General features: G+C 42.7%; 25 protein-coding genes. 8 read left to right on the top strand and 17 right to left on the bottom strand.

Annotation, left to right across the window (positions count from 1 at the left end; translation table 11 throughout):
* The first annotated feature begins 184 nt into the window (after positions 1–184).
* The 3 genes from FPZ42_RS15105 to FPZ42_RS15095 are packed head-to-tail and all read left to right on the top strand — an operon-like array spanning position 185 to position 2,382.
* Complete coding sequence (locus FPZ42_RS15105) at positions 185–724, top strand: DUF1599 domain-containing protein (protein WP_146272573.1); 540 nt, start codon at positions 185–187, stop codon at positions 722–724.
* Complete coding sequence (locus FPZ42_RS15100) at positions 721–1,869, top strand: BT_3928 family protein (RefSeq protein WP_146272571.1); 1,149 nt, start codon at positions 721–723, stop codon at positions 1,867–1,869. The genes FPZ42_RS15105 and FPZ42_RS15100 overlap by 4 nt, the downstream gene beginning before the upstream one ends.
* Entirely contained in the window at positions 1,870–2,382 is a 513-nt protein-coding gene (locus FPZ42_RS15095; protein WP_146272569.1) for a shikimate kinase, read from the top strand. It abuts the gene before it with no gap.
* 6 nt (positions 2,383–2,388) lie between these two features.
* Here FPZ42_RS15095 and FPZ42_RS15090 read toward each other — a convergent pair whose 3' ends face one another.
* The 6 genes from FPZ42_RS15090 to FPZ42_RS15065 all read right to left on the bottom strand — a co-directional run bounded on the left by FPZ42_RS15090 (position 2,389) and on the right by FPZ42_RS15065 (position 6,469).
* Positions 2,389–2,898 carry a phosphoribosyltransferase family protein gene (locus tag FPZ42_RS15090; RefSeq protein ID WP_146272567.1) on the bottom strand — a complete coding sequence of 170 codons (510 nt, stop codon included), beginning with the start codon at positions 2,896–2,898 and terminating at the stop codon, positions 2,389–2,391.
* A gap of 97 nt (positions 2,899–2,995) precedes the next feature.
* Positions 2,996–3,400 carry a hypothetical protein gene (locus tag FPZ42_RS15085; RefSeq protein ID WP_146272565.1) on the bottom strand — a complete coding sequence of 135 codons (405 nt, stop codon included), beginning with the start codon at positions 3,398–3,400 and terminating at the stop codon, positions 2,996–2,998.
* Positions 3,401–3,403: 3 nt separating this feature from the next.
* On the bottom strand, positions 3,404–4,318 hold the full coding sequence (locus FPZ42_RS15080) for a hypothetical protein (protein WP_146272563.1): 915 nt from the start codon (positions 4,316–4,318) through the stop codon (positions 3,404–3,406).
* 79 nt (positions 4,319–4,397) lie between these two features.
* Positions 4,398–4,613, bottom strand: coding sequence for a DUF2442 domain-containing protein (locus FPZ42_RS15075; RefSeq protein WP_146272561.1), 216 nt, complete (start codon positions 4,611–4,613; stop codon positions 4,398–4,400).
* Positions 4,614–4,703: 90 nt separating this feature from the next.
* Positions 4,704–5,429, bottom strand: coding sequence for a YebC/PmpR family DNA-binding transcriptional regulator (locus tag FPZ42_RS15070; RefSeq protein WP_146272559.1), 726 nt, complete (start codon positions 5,427–5,429; stop codon positions 4,704–4,706).
* 89 nt (positions 5,430–5,518) lie between these two features.
* The gene (locus FPZ42_RS15065) at positions 5,519–6,469 is read right to left on the bottom strand and encodes an NAD-dependent epimerase/dehydratase family protein (RefSeq protein WP_146272557.1); all 951 of its coding nucleotides are present in this window, start codon (positions 6,467–6,469) and stop codon (positions 5,519–5,521) included.
* Between the two features lie 199 nt (positions 6,470–6,668).
* Between FPZ42_RS15065 and FPZ42_RS15060 the strand changes: the two genes are divergently transcribed.
* The 3 genes from FPZ42_RS15060 (at position 6,669) to crtD (ending at position 10,088) form a co-directional block, all read left to right on the top strand.
* Complete coding sequence (locus tag FPZ42_RS15060) at positions 6,669–7,676, top strand: aspartate-semialdehyde dehydrogenase (protein ID WP_146272555.1); 1,008 nt, start codon at positions 6,669–6,671, stop codon at positions 7,674–7,676.
* Positions 7,677–7,894: 218 nt separating this feature from the next.
* On the top strand, positions 7,895–8,443 hold the full coding sequence (locus tag FPZ42_RS15055; RefSeq protein WP_146272553.1) for a type 1 glutamine amidotransferase domain-containing protein: 549 nt from the start codon (positions 7,895–7,897) through the stop codon (positions 8,441–8,443).
* 175 nt (positions 8,444–8,618) lie between these two features.
* Positions 8,619–10,088 carry a 1-hydroxycarotenoid 3,4-desaturase CrtD gene (crtD, locus tag FPZ42_RS15050; protein ID WP_146272551.1) on the top strand — a complete coding sequence of 490 codons (1,470 nt, stop codon included), beginning with the start codon at positions 8,619–8,621 and terminating at the stop codon, positions 10,086–10,088.
* Between the two features lie 5 nt (positions 10,089–10,093).
* Here the strand turns inward: crtD and FPZ42_RS15045 are convergent, their stop codons facing one another.
* The 11 genes from FPZ42_RS15045 to FPZ42_RS14995 form a co-directional block, all read right to left on the bottom strand.
* Complete coding sequence (locus tag FPZ42_RS15045; protein WP_146272549.1) at positions 10,094–10,549, bottom strand: nuclear transport factor 2 family protein; 456 nt, start codon at positions 10,547–10,549, stop codon at positions 10,094–10,096.
* Positions 10,550–10,691: 142 nt separating this feature from the next.
* Positions 10,692–11,711: a ferrochelatase gene (gene hemH, locus FPZ42_RS15040; RefSeq protein WP_146272547.1), complete on the bottom strand. Its 1,020-nt coding sequence runs from the start codon at positions 11,709–11,711 to the stop codon at positions 10,692–10,694.
* Between the two features lie 117 nt (positions 11,712–11,828).
* Positions 11,829–12,545, bottom strand: coding sequence for a fatty acid desaturase (locus FPZ42_RS15035; RefSeq protein ID WP_261382311.1), 717 nt, complete (start codon positions 12,543–12,545; stop codon positions 11,829–11,831).
* Between the two features lie 11 nt (positions 12,546–12,556).
* A complete protein-coding gene (locus FPZ42_RS15030; RefSeq protein ID WP_146272545.1) occupies positions 12,557–13,060 on the bottom strand; it encodes a WG repeat-containing protein in 504 nt (167 codons plus the stop codon).
* A gap of 1 nt (position 13,061) precedes the next feature.
* Positions 13,062–13,913: a 4-hydroxy-3-methylbut-2-enyl diphosphate reductase gene (locus FPZ42_RS15025; RefSeq protein ID WP_146272543.1), complete on the bottom strand. Its 852-nt coding sequence runs from the start codon at positions 13,911–13,913 to the stop codon at positions 13,062–13,064.
* A 161-nt stretch (positions 13,914–14,074) separates the two neighbouring features.
* Positions 14,075–14,725, bottom strand: coding sequence for a carotenoid biosynthesis protein (locus tag FPZ42_RS15020; protein WP_146272542.1), 651 nt, complete (start codon positions 14,723–14,725; stop codon positions 14,075–14,077).
* Complete coding sequence (locus FPZ42_RS15015; protein WP_146272540.1) at positions 14,701–15,792, bottom strand: glycosyltransferase family 2 protein; 1,092 nt, start codon at positions 15,790–15,792, stop codon at positions 14,701–14,703. Before FPZ42_RS15015 ends, FPZ42_RS15020 begins: the two co-directional genes overlap by 25 nt.
* 1 nt (position 15,793) lies before the next feature.
* A complete protein-coding gene (locus FPZ42_RS15010) occupies positions 15,794–16,420 on the bottom strand; it encodes a lysophospholipid acyltransferase family protein (RefSeq protein ID WP_146272539.1) in 627 nt (208 codons plus the stop codon).
* Positions 16,421–16,426: 6 nt separating this feature from the next.
* Positions 16,427–17,050, bottom strand: a complete 624-nt coding sequence (locus FPZ42_RS15005; protein ID WP_146272537.1) for a lysophospholipid acyltransferase family protein — start codon at positions 17,048–17,050, stop codon at positions 16,427–16,429.
* Positions 17,047–17,865 (bottom strand): alpha/beta fold hydrolase, encoded by an 819-nt coding sequence (locus FPZ42_RS15000; RefSeq protein WP_146272535.1) that lies wholly within the window; start codon positions 17,863–17,865, stop codon positions 17,047–17,049. The genes FPZ42_RS15005 and FPZ42_RS15000 overlap by 4 nt, the downstream gene beginning before the upstream one ends.
* 46 nt (positions 17,866–17,911) lie before the next feature.
* Positions 17,912–19,126, bottom strand: coding sequence for a 3-deoxy-D-manno-octulosonic acid transferase (locus FPZ42_RS14995; protein WP_146272533.1), 1,215 nt, complete (start codon positions 19,124–19,126; stop codon positions 17,912–17,914).
* A gap of 62 nt (positions 19,127–19,188) precedes the next feature.
* On the opposite strand from FPZ42_RS14995, the gene FPZ42_RS14990 reads away from it, so the two are divergent.
* Together FPZ42_RS14990 and FPZ42_RS14985 are read left to right on the top strand one after the other, a co-directional pair.
* Positions 19,189–20,499: a UDP-glucose dehydrogenase family protein gene (locus tag FPZ42_RS14990; protein WP_146272531.1), complete on the top strand. Its 1,311-nt coding sequence runs from the start codon at positions 19,189–19,191 to the stop codon at positions 20,497–20,499.
* Positions 20,499–21,482, top strand: coding sequence for a UDP-glucuronic acid decarboxylase family protein (locus tag FPZ42_RS14985; RefSeq protein WP_146272530.1), 984 nt, complete (start codon positions 20,499–20,501; stop codon positions 21,480–21,482). The genes FPZ42_RS14990 and FPZ42_RS14985 overlap by 1 nt, the downstream gene beginning before the upstream one ends.
* The last annotated feature ends 23 nt before the right edge of the window (positions 21,483–21,505 follow it).

Raw genomic sequence — 21,505 nt, 5'->3', positions numbered from 1 at the left:
TATGTGAAAAGAATATCCTTTAATCTTTTCTTGATAAGATTCACCGATGGCCAATTCTACTATTTTGGCGAATTTCGATCTGTTTTCGAAAATTCTGCTGACACGACAAAGAAAATTCTTGCGAGGATTCGTTGTTGAAATCGATTCTCGTTAATTAAACCCAACTTTAAAACATTACAACCTCTTGAGCAATACAGCAGAAGAATTTGACGCAGTTATTAACGTTTGCCGCAGTCTTTTTATTAAAAAAACCCGCGATTACGGTACCGCCTGGCGTATTTTAAGGTTACAATCTATCACCGACCAGATATTTATTAAGGCGCAACGCATCCGTACGCTCGAAGAAAAACAGGTATCAAAAGTTGGCGATGATATTACCGGTGAATATATAGGCATTGTAAACTATTGTGTGATAGCCATGATGCAACTGGATTGCGGGCCGGAAACTCCTTTAGAGCTGAATCCTGATGAGGTAGAAGCGATATTTGACAGTAAGGTGCAGGAAACCCGCAACCTGATGTTCGCAAAAAACCACGATTACGGCGAAGCATGGCGCGAAATGCGCATCAGCTCGCTTACCGATCTGATCTTGATGAAGCTGCTGCGCGTAAAACAAATAGAAGACAACCAGGGACAAACACTGGCATCTGAAGGTGTAAAGGCTAACTATCAGGACATGCTAAATTACTCCGTGTTTGCGTTAATAAAATTAGGGGTTAAATGAAAAACGGATTAATTTGGTTTTGCAGGATCGCTGTTGGCTTGCTTTTTATCTTCTCGGGGTTGATAAAGGCAAACGACCCGCTTGGTTTTTCTTATAAGCTTGAGGAATACTTTGAGGTATTCCATCTCACAGCGTTAAACAATCTCGCATTAAGCATGGCCATTGTGCTTTGCGCCCTTGAAATGATATTGGGTTTTGCTTTGCTGACAGGCGCGCGGGCTATTAAGGTAGTTTGGGGGCTGTTGCTGCTGATCATCTTTTTTGGATTCCTTACTTTTTATTCCGCCTTTTTCAAAGTTGTACAAACCTGCGGATGCTTTGGCGATGCTATACCGTTAACACCTTGGGAATCTTTCGCCAAAGACATGGTGTTGCTGTTGCTGGTACTGGTGCTATTTCGCAACCGTAAAACTATTAAACCTTTACTTAGCGCCAAGTCGGGAGACCGGGCAATTGTTGCCGCAACGGTATTGGCATTGGGCTTTGGCTTGTATACCTATAATTTTTTACCGGTTGTAGATTTTCTTCCTTATAAAGTTGGGGCAAATATTTTAGAGGAGATGAAAACGCCGCCAGGTGCTAAGCCGGATGAGTTTGAAATTACCTACACACTTGTAAATAAAAAAACGAAAGACTCTAAAAAGATCACTGACAAAGAGTACATCAAAAGCGGTATCTGGAAAGATACTAATTGGCAGGTACAAGGCACCCCGGAGAGCAGGCTGGTGAAGAAAGGTTTTGAGCCCAAGATAAGGGACCTGAACATTCAGGATGCGCAGGGTAATAATTACAATCAGGAATTGTTAAGCACTCCGTTCTATAGCTTGGTTATTGTAGCCTACGATCTTTCAAAAACGGACCAGGACGCAGTTGCAAAAGCAAACGCCTTAGCCGCAAACCTGATACAAAACTACAACACAAGGGTAATATTCCTTACCGCTAACGCACCGGAACAAGCGCAGCAGTTTGCCAAAGAACACAAATTGGTTAGCGAACTGTTTTACGCTGATGGCGTGCCGCTAAAAACCATGGTGAGAAGTAACCCCGGCATCATGTTGTTGAAAAACGGCACTGTTGTAAACAAGTGGCATTACCACAACATGCCGATGTATGACGATCTGGTTAAAAATTATTTATCAAAATAGATGGGCCTTATATTTTTAGTTGGATTTATGGGTTGCGGCAAAACCACTATGGGCCGTAAATTATCTGCAGCTTTGGAGTACGATTTTATTGATCTTGACCATAAGTTTGAAGAACAGACCGGCACTCGCATCTCTGATTATTTTACCGAACATGGCGAAGAAGCTTTCCGTAAGCAGGAATCGAAAATACTTAAGGAAACCATTTATCCGGAAAATGCCGTTGTATCAACCGGTGGCGGGTTACCCTGCTTTTTTAACAATATGGATTGGATGAATGCCAGGGGCCAAACCGTTTACATGAAGCTGACACCTAAAATGCTGGCTTCGCGTTTAGAGAATGCTAAAACACCCCGGCCGGTTCTGCAGGGCAAAAAGGGACAGGAACTTGTTGAATTGATAGAAACTAAACTTGCCGAACGCGAACCGCATTATAGCAAAGCGTCAGTAGTAGCGGAAAGCTTCGCAGATCTTACGCCTGAAAATATTATGTATTTGCTGGCTACAAATAAATAGAGAATATCACATCAAATAAACCGCGTCTTCCTCGCCTTCAACATTGATCACAACGTCAATATGTTGTTTGATTACGGTTGAGAGCGCCATGCCGGCATAGTCTGTTGTTACAGGGAAGTTTTTATGGTTACGGTCTACCAAAACCACGGTACGCAGCTTCTTTAATGGCACATCTAAAAAAACGCCGAAACCATAAGCAAGTGTTTTACCGCTGTTCAAAACATCATCAACCAGGATGATAACTTTGTTAGCGCAGTCTTCTACCTTAAAATTAGTATTTGCATGCAACTGGCTGCTTTGCTTATCCAGCTCTATGCTAAGCAATTGAGTTTTAAACGGCGCAATGTTGTCCAGCACTGCCTTTAAACGTTCGGCAACATGGTTACCTCGTGGAAGGATGCCGGCAATAATTACCTCTTCTTCATCAAAATTATCCTCCAGCACCTGGTAAGCAATGCGATCTATCTTTTGCTGTATCTGCTGACTATTTAATATGAGGATCTTTCTGTCTGGCATGGTTGAATTGTTGTAATGTTGGAACGTTTAAAGGTTGTAAAGTTATTAGATTATATATTATAAAACTAACATTCCAACCTTATAAGATTACAACATTTCAGCCTTTTATATACGGATAATAAACAAAGTTTGCCCCCTCAGGCACAATCACAAACAGGCACATAAAATCATTGGGATTTTTATAACTGCTTAAAAAACGTTCTTTCAGTTCGGGCTTGATAATGCCGCGGTCTACAAACTCTTCAATTGTTGAGGCGTGTATACTCCATTCGGTGTTCAGTTCGTTGCGGTCAAGGATCACCTCACCCAGTTTAACTTCGTGTTGATGAGCTACAAATATCGGGGTGGCAGATAAGCCCTCGACCATAATATCAATGGCAACCTCCTTTATAGAATCATTAAAAAATTTAATATCGCGTTCAAGGCTTACCAGTGGGCTTTGCTTCTGCTCTTTTTTCTCACTGCTTCCTCTGTCCTGGTTAAAAAGATCTTCCGTATTCATAGTTCATTCCTCGGTTTTTGGTGGCTGAGGTTTTGTATTTTTTGGATTGAATCGTGGTTTAAAACCCATTTTAGGCCCAACCTCTGCGGCTGGTTTAATTTCGATGTCTTCATTATCAGCTTCCTTGGTTCTCTCGCTAACAGAATCAAGGTCATCTGCCTTTATTTCCATAGGAACCTCCTGTTCAAAGGTATCTTCTTTTTTGGGTGCCATTTTCGCCGCGTTAAATCTTGGTTTAAAACCGGCAGGTTTTGGTACAGGGGACGCTTCGGCAGGTGGATCATCCGGAGCTGGTGTGTGGATGGGTTTATCTTCTACCGGCTTGGTTTCTGCAACCTGCTCTTCTGCCTTAGGTGCCATCTTTGCAGCGTTGAACCGCGGTTTAAAGCCTGCGGGCTTTGGTGTCGCAGATATTTCGGCAGATGCGTCAATCTCCGGCTTATCTTCGTTAGCAGGTTCACCTGCTTTAGGCGCTATAGTTTTGGCATTAAAACGCGGCTTAAATCCGGCAGGTTTAGCGGCTGGCTCAGCTCCCTCTGTATTTGATTGTGCCGTAGTGTCAGTTAACGTTTTATGTTCAGCCGTTGGTTCAGTTATAGCTTCAACAGGCTTAGCAGTAGCAGCACCTGCTTTAAAGCGCGGTTTAAAACCAACATTGGCAGCAGCTGGTTCGGTGAGAGATTCAACAATGGTTTGTTCGGCCAGGCGGTTTTCAATTACCACTTTTTCCTCTTTCACTTCGGGTGCCAGGCGATATTGCAAACGCAATTTATTGAACCAGTATTTCTTGGTATGGTCGAAACTCTTTTCGCCCATTACTTCGTAATGTTCTTTAAATTCAGAGAAAAGTCCGGGCTCTGCTAACTGCATGGCCATCAGGTCTATCTTCTTTTTTCTAAAAAACTCTTCGAAAGTCATAGTTAGCAGATATAAGAAACAAGAATCAAGAGTCAAGACATTTTAATCTTGGCTCTTGACTCCCTATCTCTTGATTCTTTTATAAAGATACGTCAGTATCCAGTTGGTTAAAGCGAATGCCTTTATCGGTTTGGCTCCAGTCGGCACGCTCCTCATCGGTAGCATTTAAAAGCTTTGGGAACCACTCCAGCGGGAAAGCTTGTTGCTTACCATCTTCTTTCTCCACAAAAAGTAAACCATTGGCAAAGGTTAATTTAACCTTTTTCTCCTGCTTGCGTGTTGATAGTAAAGGCATAATGTTAGATTTGAAAATTACTTAATTTGAAAATTTGAAGATGCGAGTAATTTTCAAATCGTCACATCTTCAAATTTTCAAATCGGCGAATTACTCCGCCATGTTATGATAAACCGCCTGCACGTCGTCGTCTTCCTCTAAACGGTCAACAATCTTCAATACATCGGCAGCTTGTTCTTCTGTAACATTAGTTGTTGAAAGCGGGATGCGTTCCAGTTTGGCAGATTTGGTTTCGATACCCATTTCTTCCAAAGTCTTCTGCATTTTACCAAAATCTTCAAAAGCGGTATGGATAACGGCAACATCATTTCCTTCCTCATCGGCCTCAACAAAAAGATCTTCCAAACCAGCATCAATTAGTTCAAATTCCAGTTCTTCCAGATCACGTTCTCCGGGATCAAACCTGAAAACAGATTTACGCGCAAATACAAAATCCAATGAACCTGTTTTACCTAAGGTACCTCCGTATTTTGTAAAGTAACTGCGCACATTGGCTACGGTACGGTTTGTATTATCAGTGGCGGTCTCTACCAAAATAGCTACACCGTGTTGCGCGTAACCTTCGTAAACCAACTCATCATAATCCTTCTCATCGCGGCTTGTGGCACGCTTAATAGCGGCCTCTACCCTATCTTTAGGCATATTAACAGCCTTAGCATTTTGCACCGCGGTGCGCAGGCGCGAGTTGGTAGTAGGGTCGCCGCCACCCGCTTTAACAGCCATCACTATCTCCTTACCCAGTCGGGTAAACTGCACCGCCATTTTGGCCCAGCGCTTAAATTTTCTCTCTTTCCGGAATTCGAATGCTCTTCCCATTTTGCCCCCCAGCACCCTAAAGGGGTAGCTGGACTTTTTTTTATTGTTATACCATTAAAACCTCTTATCCCCTTAAGGGATCAGGGGCTCTAAATTACGTTTTTTAAATTAGTTAGCATATCTTCCGTCATCTTCGCAAGATCGTATTGTAACTGCCAGCCCCAGTCCTGTTGTGCCTGGCTATCATCTATCGATTTCGGCCAGCTATCGGCTATGGCCTGGCGCGGGTCGTTATCAGCATAACTCATTTCAAATTCAGGCATTAGTTTCTTTATTTCAGAAGCAATTTCCTCGGGTGTGAAACTTATACCTGCCAGGTTATAGCTTGAGCGGATTGTGATATTCTCTGCCGGCGCATCCATCAAAGTAAGCGTGGCGCGAATGGCATCATCCATATACATCATCGGCAAAGCCGTTTGCGCCGATAAAAAACCTTGATATTTTTTATGCTTTAATGCCTCATGGAAAATATGCACGGCATAATCTGTTGTACCACCGCCCGGGTTAGCCCGCCAGCCAATAAGGCCCGGATAACGTAAGCTGCGTACATCTAATCCATATTTTTCAAAATAATACTCGCACCAGCGTTCACCTGCAAGTTTACTGAAACCATAAACCGTGTTAGGGTCCATTACGCAATATTGCGGTGTGTTGTACTGCGGAGAATGTGGGCCAAATACTGCGATAGAGCTTGGCCAAAAAACCTTCTGCACTTTAAACTCAACGGCAAAATCAAGCACATGCAAAAGGCCGGTCATATTTAAATCCCAGGCCATTTTAGGCTTCTGCTCGCCAACGGCAGATAGTATTGCCGCAAGCAAATAAACTTGCGTTGGTTTATGTTTATCAAACAGGTGATGCAGGTTATCTTTATCCAGCACGTTTGCATACTCAAACGGGCCGGTATTGCGCAAAGCATAATTAGGGCTATTGATATCTGATGCAATTACATTTTCTGCACCATGAATTGCTCTTAAAGCAGCTACCAGTTCGGTGCCTATTTGGCCGTTGGCGCCGATCACGAATATCTTTTCGGTCATTCAAACACAGTTTGCAGCAAATGTAGGAAATTGAAATTAAAGGCAGAGTTTTATGCATTATAAACGGCCAACCTATCTTAATGTTTACAAACGCCCTGATAGATAATTATACTAAAACAGTAGACTTTTTTATTAGCTGGTTAGCGAAAAAAACCGCATATTTGGAATATTTAATAAACAATTTATACGTAAACAAACAATGAAAGTCGCAGTAGTTGGTGCTACCGGCCTGGTAGGCACTAAAATGTTGCAGGTTCTTGATGAACGCAACTTCCCCGTTACAGAATTAATTCCCGTTGCATCCGCTAAAAGTATTGGTAAAGAGATCACTTTTAAGGGTAAGCAATACAAGATTGTTTCTGCCGAGGATGCGATTAAGCAAAAGCCCGATGTTGCTATTTTTAGCGCCGGCGGAAGCACTTCATTGGAGCAGGCCCCTTTATTTGCTGATGCAGGTATAACTGTAATAGATAATTCATCTGCATGGCGTATGGACCCAACCAAGAAGCTGGTTGTGCCTGAAGTTAACGCTGATGTTTTAACTGCCGAAGATAAGATCATAGCCAACCCAAATTGTTCAACCATACAAATGGTAGTGGCATTGAAACCACTGCACGACCGTTATAAAATCAAGCGCGTTGTGGTATCAACCTACCAGTCTGTAACCGGCACAGGCGTTAAAGCGGTTGACCAATTATTTAATGAGCGTAATGGTGTTGATGGGCCTAAGGTTTACCCTTATACTATCGACCTTAATGTTATCCCTCAGATAGACGTGTTTACCGAGAATGGTTACACCAAAGAGGAGATGAAAATGATACTGGAGACCAAAAAAATAATGGGCGACGACAGCATTGCGGTTACAGCAACTACTGTGCGTATCCCGGTTATGGGTGGCCACTCAGAATCAGTGAATATTGAATTTGCTCACGAATACGACTTGAGCGAAGTTCGCGAAGTATTAGCCAACGCACCTGGTGTTGTGGTGGTTGATGATATTGCCAACCTTAAATATCCAATGCCGCTTGATGCGCATGATAAGGATGAAGTGTTTGTAGGCCGCCTTCGCCGCGACGAAACGCAGCCAAATACTTTAAACTGCTGGATAGTATCAGATAACCTGCGTAAAGGTGCTGCCACCAACGCCGTACAAATTGCAGAATACCTTGCATCAAAGAATTTGATCGGCCAAAGCGTAGCCGTTTAGAGATTTGCGATTGAAGGTTAGAGATTAAACCTTCGTATTTAAATAAAAAAGGGATAGCCGGTTGGCTGTCCTTTTTTTATTCCTTGTCATTCTTAGCGATAGCGAAGAATCTGATCTTTACATTCCAAATTACAAACCATCAATCTCAATTTTCTTAAAACCATAGAAATATTCACTTGTAGTTAATAGTAAATAACCTATTAAAAACAAATATTATTATGGCTGATTTAAGCAATAAAAAAGTAGCAATACTTACAGAAGAAGGATTTGAGCAGGTTGAATTAACCAGCCCAAAAGAAGCATTAGAAGCTGCGGGTGCCACCGTACACATTATTTCGCCAAAAAGCGGAAAAATTAAAGCATGGAACCATACCGATTGGGGGATAGAGGTAGACGTTGATAAAGAATTGAGCAACGCCAGCCCCGATGATTACGACGCACTGGTTTTGCCGGGTGGTGTTTTAAACCCCGACAAGTTGCGCCAGAACAAGGAAGCAGTAGCATTTGCCAAAGCATTTTTAGATGCCGGTAAACCGTTGGCCGCTATCTGCCACGGGCCGCAATTATTGATAGAAACAGGTGAACTGAAAGGCCGTCGCATGACCTCATATCCATCGCTACAAACCGACCTTAAAAACGCAGGCGCGGATTGGGTAGATGAAAAAGTTGTAACCGATAACGGTTTGGTAACCAGCCGCACGCCAGACGACCTGGATGCCTTTAACGCCAAAGCAATTGAAGAAATTGCTGAAGGGGTGCATGCATAGTCATGCACTGGTATGATTAATAAATAATCAATGTTATTGCGAGGATTCCGATGAATACCCGGAAACGCGGCAATCCCGGAGGCAAGTCTCCAAGACAATCCTGTGAGATTGCCGCGCTTCGCTCGCAATGACATTTTTTGTTTATCAGAGCGAACCTTTACCTTATCTTTGCCGCATGCCTCAACAAAAAGCCGTTATTATAGGTGCAGGTGTGGCGGGTATCGCTACGGCTATCCGTTTAGCTGTTAAAGGTTACGAGGTTGAGATTTTTGAGGCCAACAGCTACGCTGGTGGCAAGTTATCTCAGTTTGAGCAGAACGGTTACCGCTTTGATGCCGGGCCCAGCCTGTTCACCATGCCGCAGTATGTTGACGAGTTATTTCAACTTGCAGGTAGAGATCCTCGCCAATATTTCAATTACCAAAAGCTTAATGTAGTCTGCAATTACTTCTACGAAGATGGTACGCGACTGCATGCGTATGCCGATACCGAAAAGTTTTCTGAGGAGATAGCAAATAAAACCGCCGATTCTGCCCAAGCGGTGGTTAAACATTTGGCCAACAGCCGGGATATTTACGAGATCACCAACCATGTTTTTTTAGAGCGGTCGCTGCATCGCTTGCAGACCTATCTTCGCTGGGATACTATTAGGTCAATATTCAGGCTGCCGCAGATAGATGCCATGCGCACCATGCATAAAGCCAATACCAATGCCTTTAAAGATGCGCGCATCGTGCAGTTTTTTGACCGGTATGCTACTTACAATGGCTCAAACCCGTACCATGCACCTGCCACGCTAAATGTTATCCCTCATCTGGAGCATCATTTTGGCGCATGGTTCCCGGAGGGTGGCATGTACGCCATAACCCAAAGCCTTGTTAGACTTGCAATACAATTAGGCGTAAAATTCACTTACAACACTGCGGTTGATGAAATAATTATTGAGGGAGAAAAGATCAGAGGCGTACGGACAAAAGAGAAAGTTGTAGAGGCTGATGTAGTCATATCAAACATGGATGTCTGGTTCACCTACAAAAAGCTGTTAGCAGACCGTCCAAATCTGCATCCTAAAAAAACGCTCGAACAGGAACGCAGTAGTTCGGCTTTGATATTTTATTGGGGTGTAAAAAAGCAATTTTCTGAGCTTGATCTGCATAATATATTCTTCAGCGCAGATTACAAGGCCGAATTTGAACACATCTGGCAAAAGCAAAGCATTTATCATGACCCTACGGTTTACCTTAACATCTCATCAAAATTAAAACGGGATGATGCGCCAACCAACAGTGAGAACTGGTTTGTGATGATAAATGTACCTGCCAACAGCGGGCAGGAATGGGATAAACTGATAGCCGAAGCGCGAACTAACATTCAGGCCAAACTTTCACGATTGCTAAAAGAAGACATCAGTAAGCTTATAGAAAACGAAAGCATCCTTGACCCAAGAAGCATCGAGCTAAAAACCTCATCATACAAAGGCTCCATTTACGGCACCAGCTCAAACAACCAATTTGCAGCTTTTTTAAGGCACGCAAACAAATCATCCAAAATTAAGGGGCTGTATTTCTGCGGTGGAAGTGTACATCCTGGTGGTGGTATACCGCTGTGCCTACTGTCTGCTAAAATTGTGGCAGATCTGGTGTAAACTTTTTACTCCGGGCAGTTATCCTTACGGCGAGTATCCACAATGTAAATGATCTTCCAGCCTTGCGATGTTTTCATCAACTGGAAAAAATTAACGCCGCAATGGCTAAACTGGCTACCGAGATAAAATTTATAAGGTGTCCAAACGCTGGCTAAAGCGCCATCAATTTTCATATCGCCCCAAGTAATACGTTCGTCGTAAACATCTTTGTGCGGTGTACCTACTTGCTTCACAAAGTCGTCGCCTTTTTCAGTGATCAATACTGTGGTACCATCTTTTTTGTTGGCGACGCTTTGTAGCACCATATCCTTATGAAATGCTGACCGCAACATGGTGCTGTCACCTTTGCGCATACCATCGAAAAGCGTGTTGATTGTTTTCTTGATATCCTCTTTGTCTGTTTGGGCAAATGCTGAAAAGAAAAAAATTGTAAGAATAATTAAGGTAATTAATTTTCTCATTGACGTTGTGATTGGTTAAGACAAGTTAACAAAAATAACAACACGCCATTAACTACTCGCCAAATGGTACAATTGCTACTCGCAATTACAGACTATTCTCCAATCTTGACTCGTGACTCTAAAAGTCCTGATTCCCTCTCGATTAGTTTTCCTTCACCATTCTTTCCAAGGCATCAATCCACTTCGGTTCGGCGTTAAGGCTTTCTACCAATTGTACATGTTCGCCGCCCAGGGCTTTAAATTCGTCGCCGTATTCGTGAGTAACTTCGAAAACCGTTTCGAGGCAATCACTTACAAAGGCAGGGCAAAATACCAGTAGTCGCTTTTTACCTTCTTTAGCCAGATGTTCTACGACTTCGCTGGTGTAAGGCTGTACCCATGGGTCGCTGCCCAGGCGAGATTGAAAGCAAACTGTGTATTTTTCTTTAGGCAGGTTCATTTTTTCAGCGATCAACCTGGCAGTATCGTGTGATTGTGCAGAATAACACAACTTGTTGGTATCGTTTAAAGTATCGCAGCATCCGGCTTTTTGCAGGCAGTAGCTACCGGTATGGTCGCACTTTTTGAGCTGGCGTTGAGGCAAGCCATGGAAGCTGAACAATATATGATCATAATTATCCGGGTTATGGCGACGGGCATTATCTGCAAAGGTTTCGATCATCAAGTCATCATTATGGAACGAGTTGATGAAAGTGATCTGCGGAACAGTTTGCCAATCCTTCACAATTCGCATCACTTTTTCATGCACCGATCCGGTACTGGCAGACGCATACTGCGGAAACAACGGAATAACAAGGATATCGCCTATCAAAGCTTCTTTCAGCCTTGCCAATGCGGAATCAATAGATGGACTTTGATAGCGCATGGCCAGCTCAACCACGTAGTTATCACCGAGGCGTTCCTGCAGCATTTTTTGTTGTAACAGACTGTAATGCAATAGTGGAGAGCCGGTTTCCTTATCCCAGATGGCCTGGTATAATTTGGCCGACTTAGGCGCCCTGAACGGAACGATGATGGTTTTAACCAAAAAAGTGCGCAGTACCGGGTTAACATCAATAACCCGTGGATCCATCAAAAACTCATCAAGATATTTACGTACATCCGCTGTTGACGGACTATCAGGTGTACCTAAATTAACCAGTAAAACTCCCTTTTTTGCCATAATGATATAGGCTGCAAATGTACAGAAAAAAGCCCTAACCAGTTGTGGCGGCGCTTATTATTGCAAAATGATGATAGCACCAAACAGGGAAAAAATTGCAACCGATTATACAAACAATTAATTGTGTTTTGGTGGTTCCGGTGCTTTCCATAACTTCCACCAGGGCAGCCAGGGCGACTCATGATGCTCATAATGATAGCCAAAAAAATAGCAGGTAAAAAAGGCTAACAAATGGTTGCGAGGTAAACTGCGCGATTGGTGCTTGTTATCGTGTTCGCCTTTGTGAGGCAAATAAGTACCAAAATAAAAAAGTTGCAGGGTACTCAACAAAGATGGCACTACCCAAAACAGCAGCAGATTAGCCTGCGGAAGCCCAAGTTTTAAAACATTAAAAACTACGGCCATGATAACTATCTGCCATATCGACAAATAATTACGTATGAACTGTACATACCATCTAAAAAAGTTACCATCGTGATAATCAGGGTCATCATGGGTATGTACATGGCTGTGATGTAAATGGTGTTTATTATACAGCTTGGGGTACCAAAAAGATGCATAAAGAAATGTACTGATAAACCCTACTGCCTTATTTATCCATGGCTTGGGCGCTATTGAACCATGCATGGCATCATGCGCAGTAATAAATAGCCCCGTGTAAAGATGCATCTGCAACAAGATAAACAGGTAAAGCACAGGGTTGCTGAAATCAACCTGCCATTGCATCAGCAGAATAATTGATGCAGCCCAACATCCCAGCACCAAAAGGGCTACTAATAGACCGGTATATGTAGGTGATTTTTGCAAAGTCAGTTTTTGTAAGAGTAAAGGCAAAAGCTGTTCCGTTATTTCACGCGCTTGCCTTGTTTATTAATATAGAACCATTTATCACTTTCCCAAACCGAATGGCCCTCACCAAGTTCAATTGTTTTACAGTCATAACTTACTTTAGCCAAGCCCTTTTCAAAAGGGAATGCGCAGCCGAATTGTGGTTTGATAACGATATTGCCGGCAGTATCGGCATACCCTATCCTTTTACTGTCGTCAATAGCGCGGTAAAAACCTTCACTCTCATAATCCGGGCCATTATCAAAAGGGAAAGGCTTAAACAACACCTTCTCATTGCGGTCAATGGCAAGCATTTCAGATCCTTTAATTACAAATGCGAGATATTTAAAAGTATCGGTAAAGCAAAGCTGGTATTTGCCGAGTGGTATAACGGTATCATGTTTGGCATTCACATACCCCTCAAGGTTACCCGAAGGATCCGTTACTTTGTAAAGATCGCCTTTCGGCCCGGATTCGCAGGCAGAGAATATGATAAGTATCAGTGCCGGCAATTTCCTCATATTAATATTTTTCCAATTCGGCCTTCACCTTTTGCATTAGCCACATTGGTGTAGATGTAGCGCCGGCAATACCTACCTTGTCATTAGGTGAAAACATATTAGGGTTTAACTCCTCAATAGAAGAAACGAAATAGGTATTGGGGTTATGCTTTTTGCATACCTCGTACAGCACTTTGCCGTTAGATGATTTTTTACCCGATACAAAAACTACCTTATCAAACTTAGTGGCAAATAGCGGCAGGTCTTTATCGCGGTTACTTACCTGGCGGCAAATGGTATCATTAGCTTTTACCTCATAACCACGGTTAAGCAATTCGTCTTTTACGCTGTAAAATTTATCCATGCTTTTAGTAGTTTGGCTATACAGCGTAAAACTTGCAGGTAATTCGGCATCGTCCAACTCGCTTATATCCTGGAAAACCAGTGCATCTCCGTTGGTTTGGCCTTGCAGACCAATAACCTCGGCATGGCCGTGTTTACCAAAAATGAGGATGTTCTCTTTATTATCGTAAGATGATTTGATGCGGTTTTGCAATTTTAAAACCACAGGGCATGAGGCATCAATCAGCGTAATGTTATTTTCTAAAGCAGTGCGGTAAGTTTCAGGGGCCTCGCCATGTGCACGGATCAGAACCTTCTCGTTGCGCAGGTTTTTTAGATCTTCATGACCGATAATCTTAAGCCCCTGTGCTTTTAAGCGCTCAACTTCTTCATCATTGTGTACAATATCGCCCAGGCAATACAGATACCCATCTTCTGCCAAAATTTCTTCGGCCATGTCAATAGCGTACACCACCCCAAAGCAAAAGCCCGAGTCCTGATCTATCGTAACCTGTAAGTTGTAAGAGCCCATTTGTGCAAAAATACTAATGCTAAATTGTAAACGCTAAACCTTAAACGTTAATTTCTTAAAATAGTGTTAGATATTTCTTTGGTGTGGGTTAAAGCCGATTGAGTTTGTTGAAGACCAATGCAGCAAATGGTTCGACAGGACCACCATGACATACGGGATATTTAACCGATCAAATTTAACAATCCAAAAAACAGGAACTGAGTTATAAGCAGCACAAGCGCAGCAAAATTCTGTTTTTTAAAGCCGAACGATTCAAACAAGCTTAACAGCAAAACACTTACACCAAACCAGCATCCATAATTTTTAAGGGGTATTGTGGCAGTTTCCCAACTCCAATAATCAAATTTGATAGCGACTGGCTCTATCAACACATCAAGCAAGACCAATAAAGCCGCGCCAATAATTATCCTGACAAGGGGGTTTCTTAAGCGGCTGTGTTGCATGGCTACGCCTGCGCTGTAAATTAACAAAAACCAATTTACGCCTATCAACAATGGGATATCTAAGAGCTTAAATCCTAAAGTTTTACCATAATTGTAATCGCCGAAAAGCCAATGTTTATGCACGCCTACCCACTCGGCGGTAAAGCCAAGGGCTGCAATCAAAAGCACGAAGAACAGAAATTTACCATCAAGCCATTTGTGAGATAAAACAATCACCACCAGCATCAATAATAAGTGATACGGTACTAATTGTTTAAAAAGCGGCTGGAATGCCGGAATGGCAAAACCTACCAGCCCCACTACATGAAACAAGACGATAACAATAATGGCAACTTTAGCCGGTTTTACGATATCTTTCTGCCTTTCCATACGGTTGTTTTAGTAAGGCGTTGCTGTATTGATGTTACGCCAATGTGCAGCAAAGCCAGCATTTGCAGCGGATGCCATAAAAAATTGCGCCAGGCGCTTTGTCCGGCTAATAGCGAGATCATCAACCGGGCTGATAAGATCAATGTTACCGCCATAGATATTAAACCGGGCTTACCGGTGGCTATTACCATCACAGGCCCACCTATAATAATAAGCAGGTATAACGAAAAGCCTATAATGTTATAATTAAAAGCCGCCAGAAAGTTTTTACCAAAGCCATTTAAAGCCTTGTTATAACTTTTGTACATACGGCAACTGATCATACCGTTTGCCAGCAGCGCTTCACCATTTAGTTTGGATGATTTTACCAGCTTCATGATCTCCACATCTTCCACCACTTTGTTTTTCACCAACTGGTGCCACTGGTATTCGCGGTACACCGATGCATCAAACATCATAAACTGCCCGCTTGCTGCAGATAGCGCTGCGCTGCGAACAAGGTAAACCAATCTAAGCGGCAATAAATTCAGTAATATATAATGCATTAATGGTACAGCCACCTTTTCGCCCGTGCTGCGCATTTCCTGGTTGGTGAATAAACTCAGTAAGCTTAAGCTGCGAAGGTTCATGCGGTGGATAGCGCTATTAAGCAAACCATTGTACACTTTTTCATCAGCATCTAAAAACATGAGGTACTTGCCCGTGGCTAATTGCGCTAATTGAAAACACGCGTAGTTTTTACCCAACCATCCTTCTTCAAGCGGTTGGCCTTTTACTACCTTAAATTTTGGATGCGTTGCTGCGAAAGTATCGCAAATAGAAAAGGTATCATCGGTAGAGTTATCATCTAACACGATCACCTCGTAATTCTGGTAGTTTTGCTGGTCAATAGAATGAAGCAAGGTTAATATATCTTCTGCCTCGTTACGTGCAGGAATTAAGATAGAAACTTTATCCTGGTAATGACGACTTATACGCGGCAGTTTGGGGTTTGATACGAAGTTGAACAGCGTTACTGTAAACCTAATGATCAAGAAAAAGAAAGTCACGTAAAGGGCTATGATCACTTTATACAGTTAATTTGGTTTGCTGCGCCAGGGCATCATTGTAATGTTCCTGATAAGCTTGCTGTAACTCTATTACGTCAGCGCCGGATTTTTGTTCGGCTATTGTTTTTAAATAAACGCTGGCAGTTGGCTTTTTGTACTGCAAGTTCTCCACAAATGTTGCTGAAAAAATGGTTTGATGCTTTGCGCCCGATCTTTCTGCTATCCGGGTAATGCCTTTTTCAAACGCTATATCATCCGCAAAGTTAGAGTGCAACTCGCCCTGCGGAAAAATGAGGACAAGACTATCCGAATCCTTTAATAGTTCGGCAGCATAATTTATACTTTTTATGGCATCCCTCGAGCCCTTGCTTACAGAGAACGCCCCCAGGTATTTAAAAAAGCCGATCTTTTTCACCGTTTCTTCCAGCACCATTACATGAAACTGCTTTTTTAAAAGTTGGTGGTTAATATAATACATCAAAAATCCATCCCACCAGCTAAAATGGTTGGCTATCAACAACACGGACTTTGATCTGTCGACCGGAATATCGTTGAATTTTACCTGCTCAAAATTTTGAGCCACTATCCGCATGATGTAGTTATGGAAAAACCACTTGATCAATTTATTCTTTTGCGGATATATCATAGGCCCTTAATGCTCTACATTTACCTGTGCGGCAAGTGCTTGTTTATGAAAGGTATTTATCTTTTCAGACAACTCGCCAAAACTCACCTCGCCGGCTACGCCACAATCAAATAAATGGAAATATACGGATGGTTTAAGACTTTCAAAATAATCTATCAATGCGCAATTGTAAACAATTTGGCAGGGGCCTTTTATATTCCGCAGCAGCAACTCAATGCCACGTTCAACCTTGATCTCCGTGGTATGGTTTGATACCAGCTCGCCCTGCGGGAATACTACTACCAGGTTTTCGGGGGTTGCCAGCAGGCCTGCTGCATATTGCAGAGACTTGATCATCTCGCGCGATTGCCGGTTGATGGAAAAACCACCAAATAGGTTCAGCAGCATCCGTTTTTGCAGGTGATCTTCCTGCATCATAATGTACAACTTGCGGTGCAGGTGCCAGTATGATAAAAAATTACCCCAAAGCCCGTCCCACCAGCTAAAATGGTTACATAATAGTAGTATAGAGTGCCCTGGTTTTGGGGTAAATGGCATTACCTCTAACCGGTTAAAAGCTTTACGCATGCGGTAGCGCATGTATTTGGCGAACCAGTTACTAAAAAGGTTTACTCTACGGGCTGGGATCATTGTGGTAAATTAACTAAATATTCGTCCAGTTGTTTGGTAACCAACCAGTGGCCCATATCTACCTCATGCACATGGGCGTTTTGTAAACTGCTTATAAAAGGTAACGCCGCTTTCTTTGGGAACAAATTATCATGCTTTCCAAATATCAGCGTGCATTTAATATCATGCTGATTAATTAGTTCGGCTATTTTCTGCACATCCGGCTTAAGCAGGCGAATAAGATTAAGCGTATAGTAAACATCCAGCCGTTTCTTTTCGGTGTCTATCTCGTTATAAGCTATTGTATAAAGGCTATCATCGATAAAGTTCACCCGTTTTAGGTTTTTTAGCAGCGAGGGTGCAAGCCATTTGCTTTTGGTGACAACCTTAAACATGTACCGGCCCCAGGGCTTGTGCATCAATATCTCAAAACCTTTATAAACGGCAAGGCCGTCGGGCGCCATCAGTATCACTTCATCTATAAGGCCGGGATATTCTTCTACCAGTATAAGCGCAATGTTTGCACCGATGGAATAGCCCATCACGGAGAAACGCTGCCTGCCATGTAGTTTAAACCATTCTTTAACATAAGCCTTCACCAAGTGGCGTGGCATACCGGTGAGGATCTGTTGTTCGCTCCAACCGGTTAAGGCACTCTCACCATGAAAGAAGTGATCAAAACCATACACATGGAAATCGTTTAGAATTGATTTTTCGAGCACATGGAATTGTCTCCCCGTCATGCCGTAACCATGAAACGCCAGCATAGGTTTGCTACCTGTGCCGTACTCATGATAATGCGCCTTACCTAAGCCATCAATATGAAGAAAACCCATAGGCGGGCAATATTAAAGAAAATGTTAGTGAAATCAATAAATGCTATCAGTGTTGCGCTTTAATGTAGTTGACTATTGTTTCTGTGGCGCCAATATTTTGCTGCACATAATCTTTAGCAATAACAACTGCTGCATGGCGGGCTTGCTCATCGCCCATGAGTTTGTCAGCGATTTGATTTAATTCATCCTGAGAATTAATGGTAAAACCTGCACCCAACTCTACCAGGTCTCGTGCTTCTTTAAATTTATGATACTTTGGGCCGAATATCACCGGCATTCCAAAGGCCGCTGCCTCTAAGGTGTTATGAATGCCTTCCCCAAAGCCGCCGCCTATATAAGCTATATCTGCATATTGATAAAGTGAAGATAGCATACCGATGTTATCTATTACCAGATTTGAGATGTTAGATTTGAGATTTGAGATCTCCGAAAACTTTATAGTCGTTTCTGTCGGCAATAGGTTTGTTAAACTCTTTATCTTTTCTTCGCTTGTTTCGTGTGGGGCTATTATAAATTTCCAATCAGGGTGTTGTTTAATAAATTCGGCTATCAGTTCTTCGTCTTGCGGCCAGGTGCTGCCTGCTATAAAAAGCTTTTGGCCATTTTTGAATTGCGCTATCTCCGGTAAGTTTTTTGGATTACCTGCGTTAGCCCAAACCCTGTCAAAGCGGGTGTCGCCGCTTATGCTTACATTAGTTATTCCTATATCATGTAAAAGCTGCTTGGATTGTGCATCCTGCAGAAAAAACCAGGTAACCATTTTTAACATTTTACGATGCAAGCCACCATACCACTTAAAAAAAACCTGCCCCGGTCTGAATATGCCCGAGATGATATACAACGGTATATGCTGTTTGTGTAACTCGTTAAAAAAGTGATGCCAATATTCGTATTTGGTAAAAACGGCCATCTGTGGCCTTATTGTGCTGATGAAATGTTGGGCATTGGCCGCCGTATCAAGGGGTAAATAATACACAACATCAGCAAGTGGCGTGTTCTTTCGCGGCTCATAGCCGGAAGGTGAAAAAAAGGTAACAACAATGTTATGAAGCGGGTATTGCTTCTTTACGGCCTCTAAAACCGGCCTTCCCTGTTCAAACTCGCCCAATGAGGCAAAATGAAACCAAATGCTCGATTCTAAAGACTTTATTTGCTGATGTTTTCGCCCATTTATCCATAGTTTGGCTTTATTTTTATAAAGAGAAAACAAAGCTGCCGTTAGGTAGAATAAATGAATGCCGATGTTGTAAATGAAAAGCATTTTTTATGGTAATAGTACTATCTTCGTCGGGTATAAAAGTAACAAATAACAAATCATAAGCTATGAAAATTGCTGTAGTAGGTACAGGCTATGTTGGTCTTGTAACCGGTACGTGTTTAGCCGAAACCGGCAACCAGGTTACGTGCGTTGATATTAACGAACAAAAAGTTAAGATGATGCAGGACGGAAAGGTTCCGATTTACGAACCGGGTTTAGAATTGCTTTTCCATCGTAACATCAGCCAAAAGCGCTTGCTTTTCACCAGCGTATTAGCTGATGCGATTGCCGATGCAGAAATTATTTTCCTGGCATTGCCAACCCCTCCGGGTGGTGATGGCTCTGCCGACCTGAGCTACGTGCTTGGTGCTGCAAAAGATATTGCCAAACTGGTTACCGACTACAAAGTTATTGTTACTAAATCAACCGTACCTGTAGGTACCGCAGATAAGGTTAAAGCGGCTATCAAGGAAAACACCAACATAGAGTGTGCAGTGGTATCAAACCCTGAATTTTTACGCGAAGGTGTAGCCGTTGATGACTTTATGAAGCCCGACCGCGTGGTTGTAGGCACTACCGATGAACGTGCCCGCAAATTAATGGGCGAACTTTATGCACCATATGTACGCCAGGGTAACCCGGTAATTTTTATGGATGAGCGTTCTTCAGAACTTACCAAATACGCAGCAAACTCATTCCTTGCTACTAAGATCTCTTTCATGAACGAGATTGCCAACCTGTGCGAAGTTGTTGGAGCGGATGTAGATATGGTACGCCGGGGCATAGGGTCAGATAACCGTATTGGCAACCGCTTCCTGTTCTCGGGTATCGGTTACGGAGGTAGCTGTTTCCCTAAGGATGTACAGGCCTTGGCAAAATCGTCAGAAGAAAATCAGTACGAGTTTAAGATCCTTAACTCGGTGATGAAGGTTAACGAGATACAGAAAAAGGTATTGGTTCAAAAACTGAAGAAATACTATAACGGTGACATTAAAGGTAAACACTTTGCAATGTGGGGCCTTGCCTTTAAACCCGAAACAGATGATATCCGTGAAGCACCGGCTTTATACATTATTGATGAATTACTTGCAGGTGGTGCAACGGTAACAGTTTATGACCCTGAGGGTATGAAAAATGTGAAAGCACTGCTTGGTGATAAAATTAATTATGCACAGGACCAATATGAAGCACTACATGGTGCCGATGCGTTACTGATTGTTACTGAGTGGTCTGTGTTCCGCACACCTGATTTTAACAAATTGGTTGAATTACTACCAAGCAAGGTAATATTTGACGGCCGTAACCTATACGACCTGCAAAAAATGATCGACCTTGGATTTTATTACAACAGTATCGGACGTAAAATTATAAGCTAATGGCCGAACGTAAAAGAGTACTGATAACAGGTGCAGCCGGGTTTCTCGGCTCGCATCTTTGCGATAGATTTATAAAAGAGAATTTCCATGTTATTGGCATGGATAATTTGATAACCGGCGACCTGCGCAACATTGAGCATCTGTTCAAACTCGAGAACTTTGAGTTCTACAACCACGATGTTTCCAAATTTGTGCATGTGCCGGGCGAACTGCATTACATCCTGCATTTTGCATCGCCGGCCAGCCCTATCGATTATTTAAAGATTCCGATCCAAACTTTAAAGGTAGGTTCATTGGGTACGCACAACCTGCTGGGTTTGGCTCGTGCTAAAAATGCACGTATGCTTATTGCTTCAACATCAGAGATCTATGGCGACCCAACCGTTAACCCCCAGCCAGAAGAATACTGGGGTAACGTAAATACGGTTGGTCCGCGTGGTGTGTATGATGAGGCAAAACGTTTCCAGGAATCCATCACCATGGCTTACCATACCTTCCATGGTTTGGAAACCCGCATTGTGCGCATCTTTAATACCTACGGCCCGCGTATGCGCCTTAATGATGGCCGTGTTTTACCTGCCTTTATCGGCCAGGCTTTGCGTGGCGAGCCGTTAACCATGTTCGGCGATGGTTCGCAAACCCGTTCGTTCTGTTATGTTGATGACCTGATAGAGGGTATCTACCGATTGCTGTTCAGCGACTATGCACAGCCCATGAATATCGGTAACCCGGATGAGATAACCATAAAGGAATTTGGGGAAGAGATCATTAAACTTACCGGTACAAACCAGGAGTTGATAAGCCTGCCCTTGCCAACCGATGACCCAAAGCAACGCAGACCGGATATTACCAAAGCAAGAGCAATTTTAGGCTGGGAGCCAAAGGTATCCCGTGCGGAAGGTTTGAAGATCACTTACAATTATTTTAAGTCTTTGCCTGAACACGAGATAAAACATAAGGATTTTACCTATTACAATAAGTAGGCAAATAGCGTTAAACAGTAAAT

This window comes from Mucilaginibacter achroorhodeus (assembly GCF_007846095.1).
In the GTDB taxonomy this organism is placed as follows: Bacteria; Bacteroidota; Bacteroidia; order Sphingobacteriales; family Sphingobacteriaceae; genus Mucilaginibacter; species Mucilaginibacter achroorhodeus.
This window is presented reverse-complemented; position numbering and strand designations above follow the sequence as displayed.

What these genes read in the sequence shown, in the direction of transcription:
- FPZ42_RS14985 (WP_146272530.1), top strand. Translation starts at nt 20,499, where the DNA reads ATGGCCGAACGTAAAAGAGTACTGATAACAGGTGCAGCCGGGTTTCTC.
- FPZ42_RS15000 (WP_146272535.1), bottom strand. Translation starts at nt 17,865, where the DNA reads ATGGGTTTTCTTCATATTGATGGCTTAGGTAAGGCGCATTATCATGAG.
- FPZ42_RS15025 (WP_146272543.1), bottom strand. Translation starts at nt 13,913, where the DNA reads ATGGGCTCTTACAACTTACAGGTTACGATAGATCAGGACTCGGGCTTT.
- FPZ42_RS15085 (WP_146272565.1), bottom strand. Translation starts at nt 3,400, where the DNA reads ATGAATACGGAAGATCTTTTTAACCAGGACAGAGGAAGCAGTGAGAAA.
- FPZ42_RS15060 (WP_146272555.1), top strand. Translation starts at nt 6,669, where the DNA reads ATGAAAGTCGCAGTAGTTGGTGCTACCGGCCTGGTAGGCACTAAAATG.
- FPZ42_RS15005 (WP_146272537.1), bottom strand. Translation starts at nt 17,050, where the DNA reads ATGATCCCAGCCCGTAGAGTAAACCTTTTTAGTAACTGGTTCGCCAAA.
- FPZ42_RS15020 (WP_146272542.1), bottom strand. Translation starts at nt 14,725, where the DNA reads ATGGAAAGGCAGAAAGATATCGTAAAACCGGCTAAAGTTGCCATTATT.
- hemH (WP_146272547.1), bottom strand. Translation starts at nt 11,711, where the DNA reads ATGGCAAAAAAGGGAGTTTTACTGGTTAATTTAGGTACACCTGATAGT.
- FPZ42_RS15080 (WP_146272563.1), bottom strand. Translation starts at nt 4,318, where the DNA reads ATGACTTTCGAAGAGTTTTTTAGAAAAAAGAAGATAGACCTGATGGCC.
- crtD (WP_146272551.1), top strand. Translation starts at nt 8,619, where the DNA reads ATGCCTCAACAAAAAGCCGTTATTATAGGTGCAGGTGTGGCGGGTATC.
- FPZ42_RS15070 (WP_146272559.1), bottom strand. Translation starts at nt 5,429, where the DNA reads ATGGGAAGAGCATTCGAATTCCGGAAAGAGAGAAAATTTAAGCGCTGG.
- FPZ42_RS15090 (WP_146272567.1), bottom strand. Translation starts at nt 2,898, where the DNA reads ATGCCAGACAGAAAGATCCTCATATTAAATAGTCAGCAGATACAGCAA.
- FPZ42_RS15055 (WP_146272553.1), top strand. Translation starts at nt 7,895, where the DNA reads ATGGCTGATTTAAGCAATAAAAAAGTAGCAATACTTACAGAAGAAGGA.
- FPZ42_RS15045 (WP_146272549.1), bottom strand. Translation starts at nt 10,549, where the DNA reads ATGAGAAAATTAATTACCTTAATTATTCTTACAATTTTTTTCTTTTCA.
- FPZ42_RS14990 (WP_146272531.1), top strand. Translation starts at nt 19,189, where the DNA reads ATGAAAATTGCTGTAGTAGGTACAGGCTATGTTGGTCTTGTAACCGGT.
- FPZ42_RS15065 (WP_146272557.1), bottom strand. Translation starts at nt 6,469, where the DNA reads ATGACCGAAAAGATATTCGTGATCGGCGCCAACGGCCAAATAGGCACC.
- FPZ42_RS15095 (WP_146272569.1), top strand. Translation starts at nt 1,870, where the DNA reads ATGGGCCTTATATTTTTAGTTGGATTTATGGGTTGCGGCAAAACCACT.
- FPZ42_RS14995 (WP_146272533.1), bottom strand. Translation starts at nt 19,126, where the DNA reads ATGCTTTTCATTTACAACATCGGCATTCATTTATTCTACCTAACGGCA.
- FPZ42_RS15030 (WP_146272545.1), bottom strand. Translation starts at nt 13,060, where the DNA reads ATGAGGAAATTGCCGGCACTGATACTTATCATATTCTCTGCCTGCGAA.
- FPZ42_RS15100 (WP_146272571.1), top strand. Translation starts at nt 721, where the DNA reads ATGAAAAACGGATTAATTTGGTTTTGCAGGATCGCTGTTGGCTTGCTT.
- FPZ42_RS15075 (WP_146272561.1), bottom strand. Translation starts at nt 4,613, where the DNA reads ATGCCTTTACTATCAACACGCAAGCAGGAGAAAAAGGTTAAATTAACC.
- FPZ42_RS15010 (WP_146272539.1), bottom strand. Translation starts at nt 16,420, where the DNA reads ATGATATATCCGCAAAAGAATAAATTGATCAAGTGGTTTTTCCATAAC.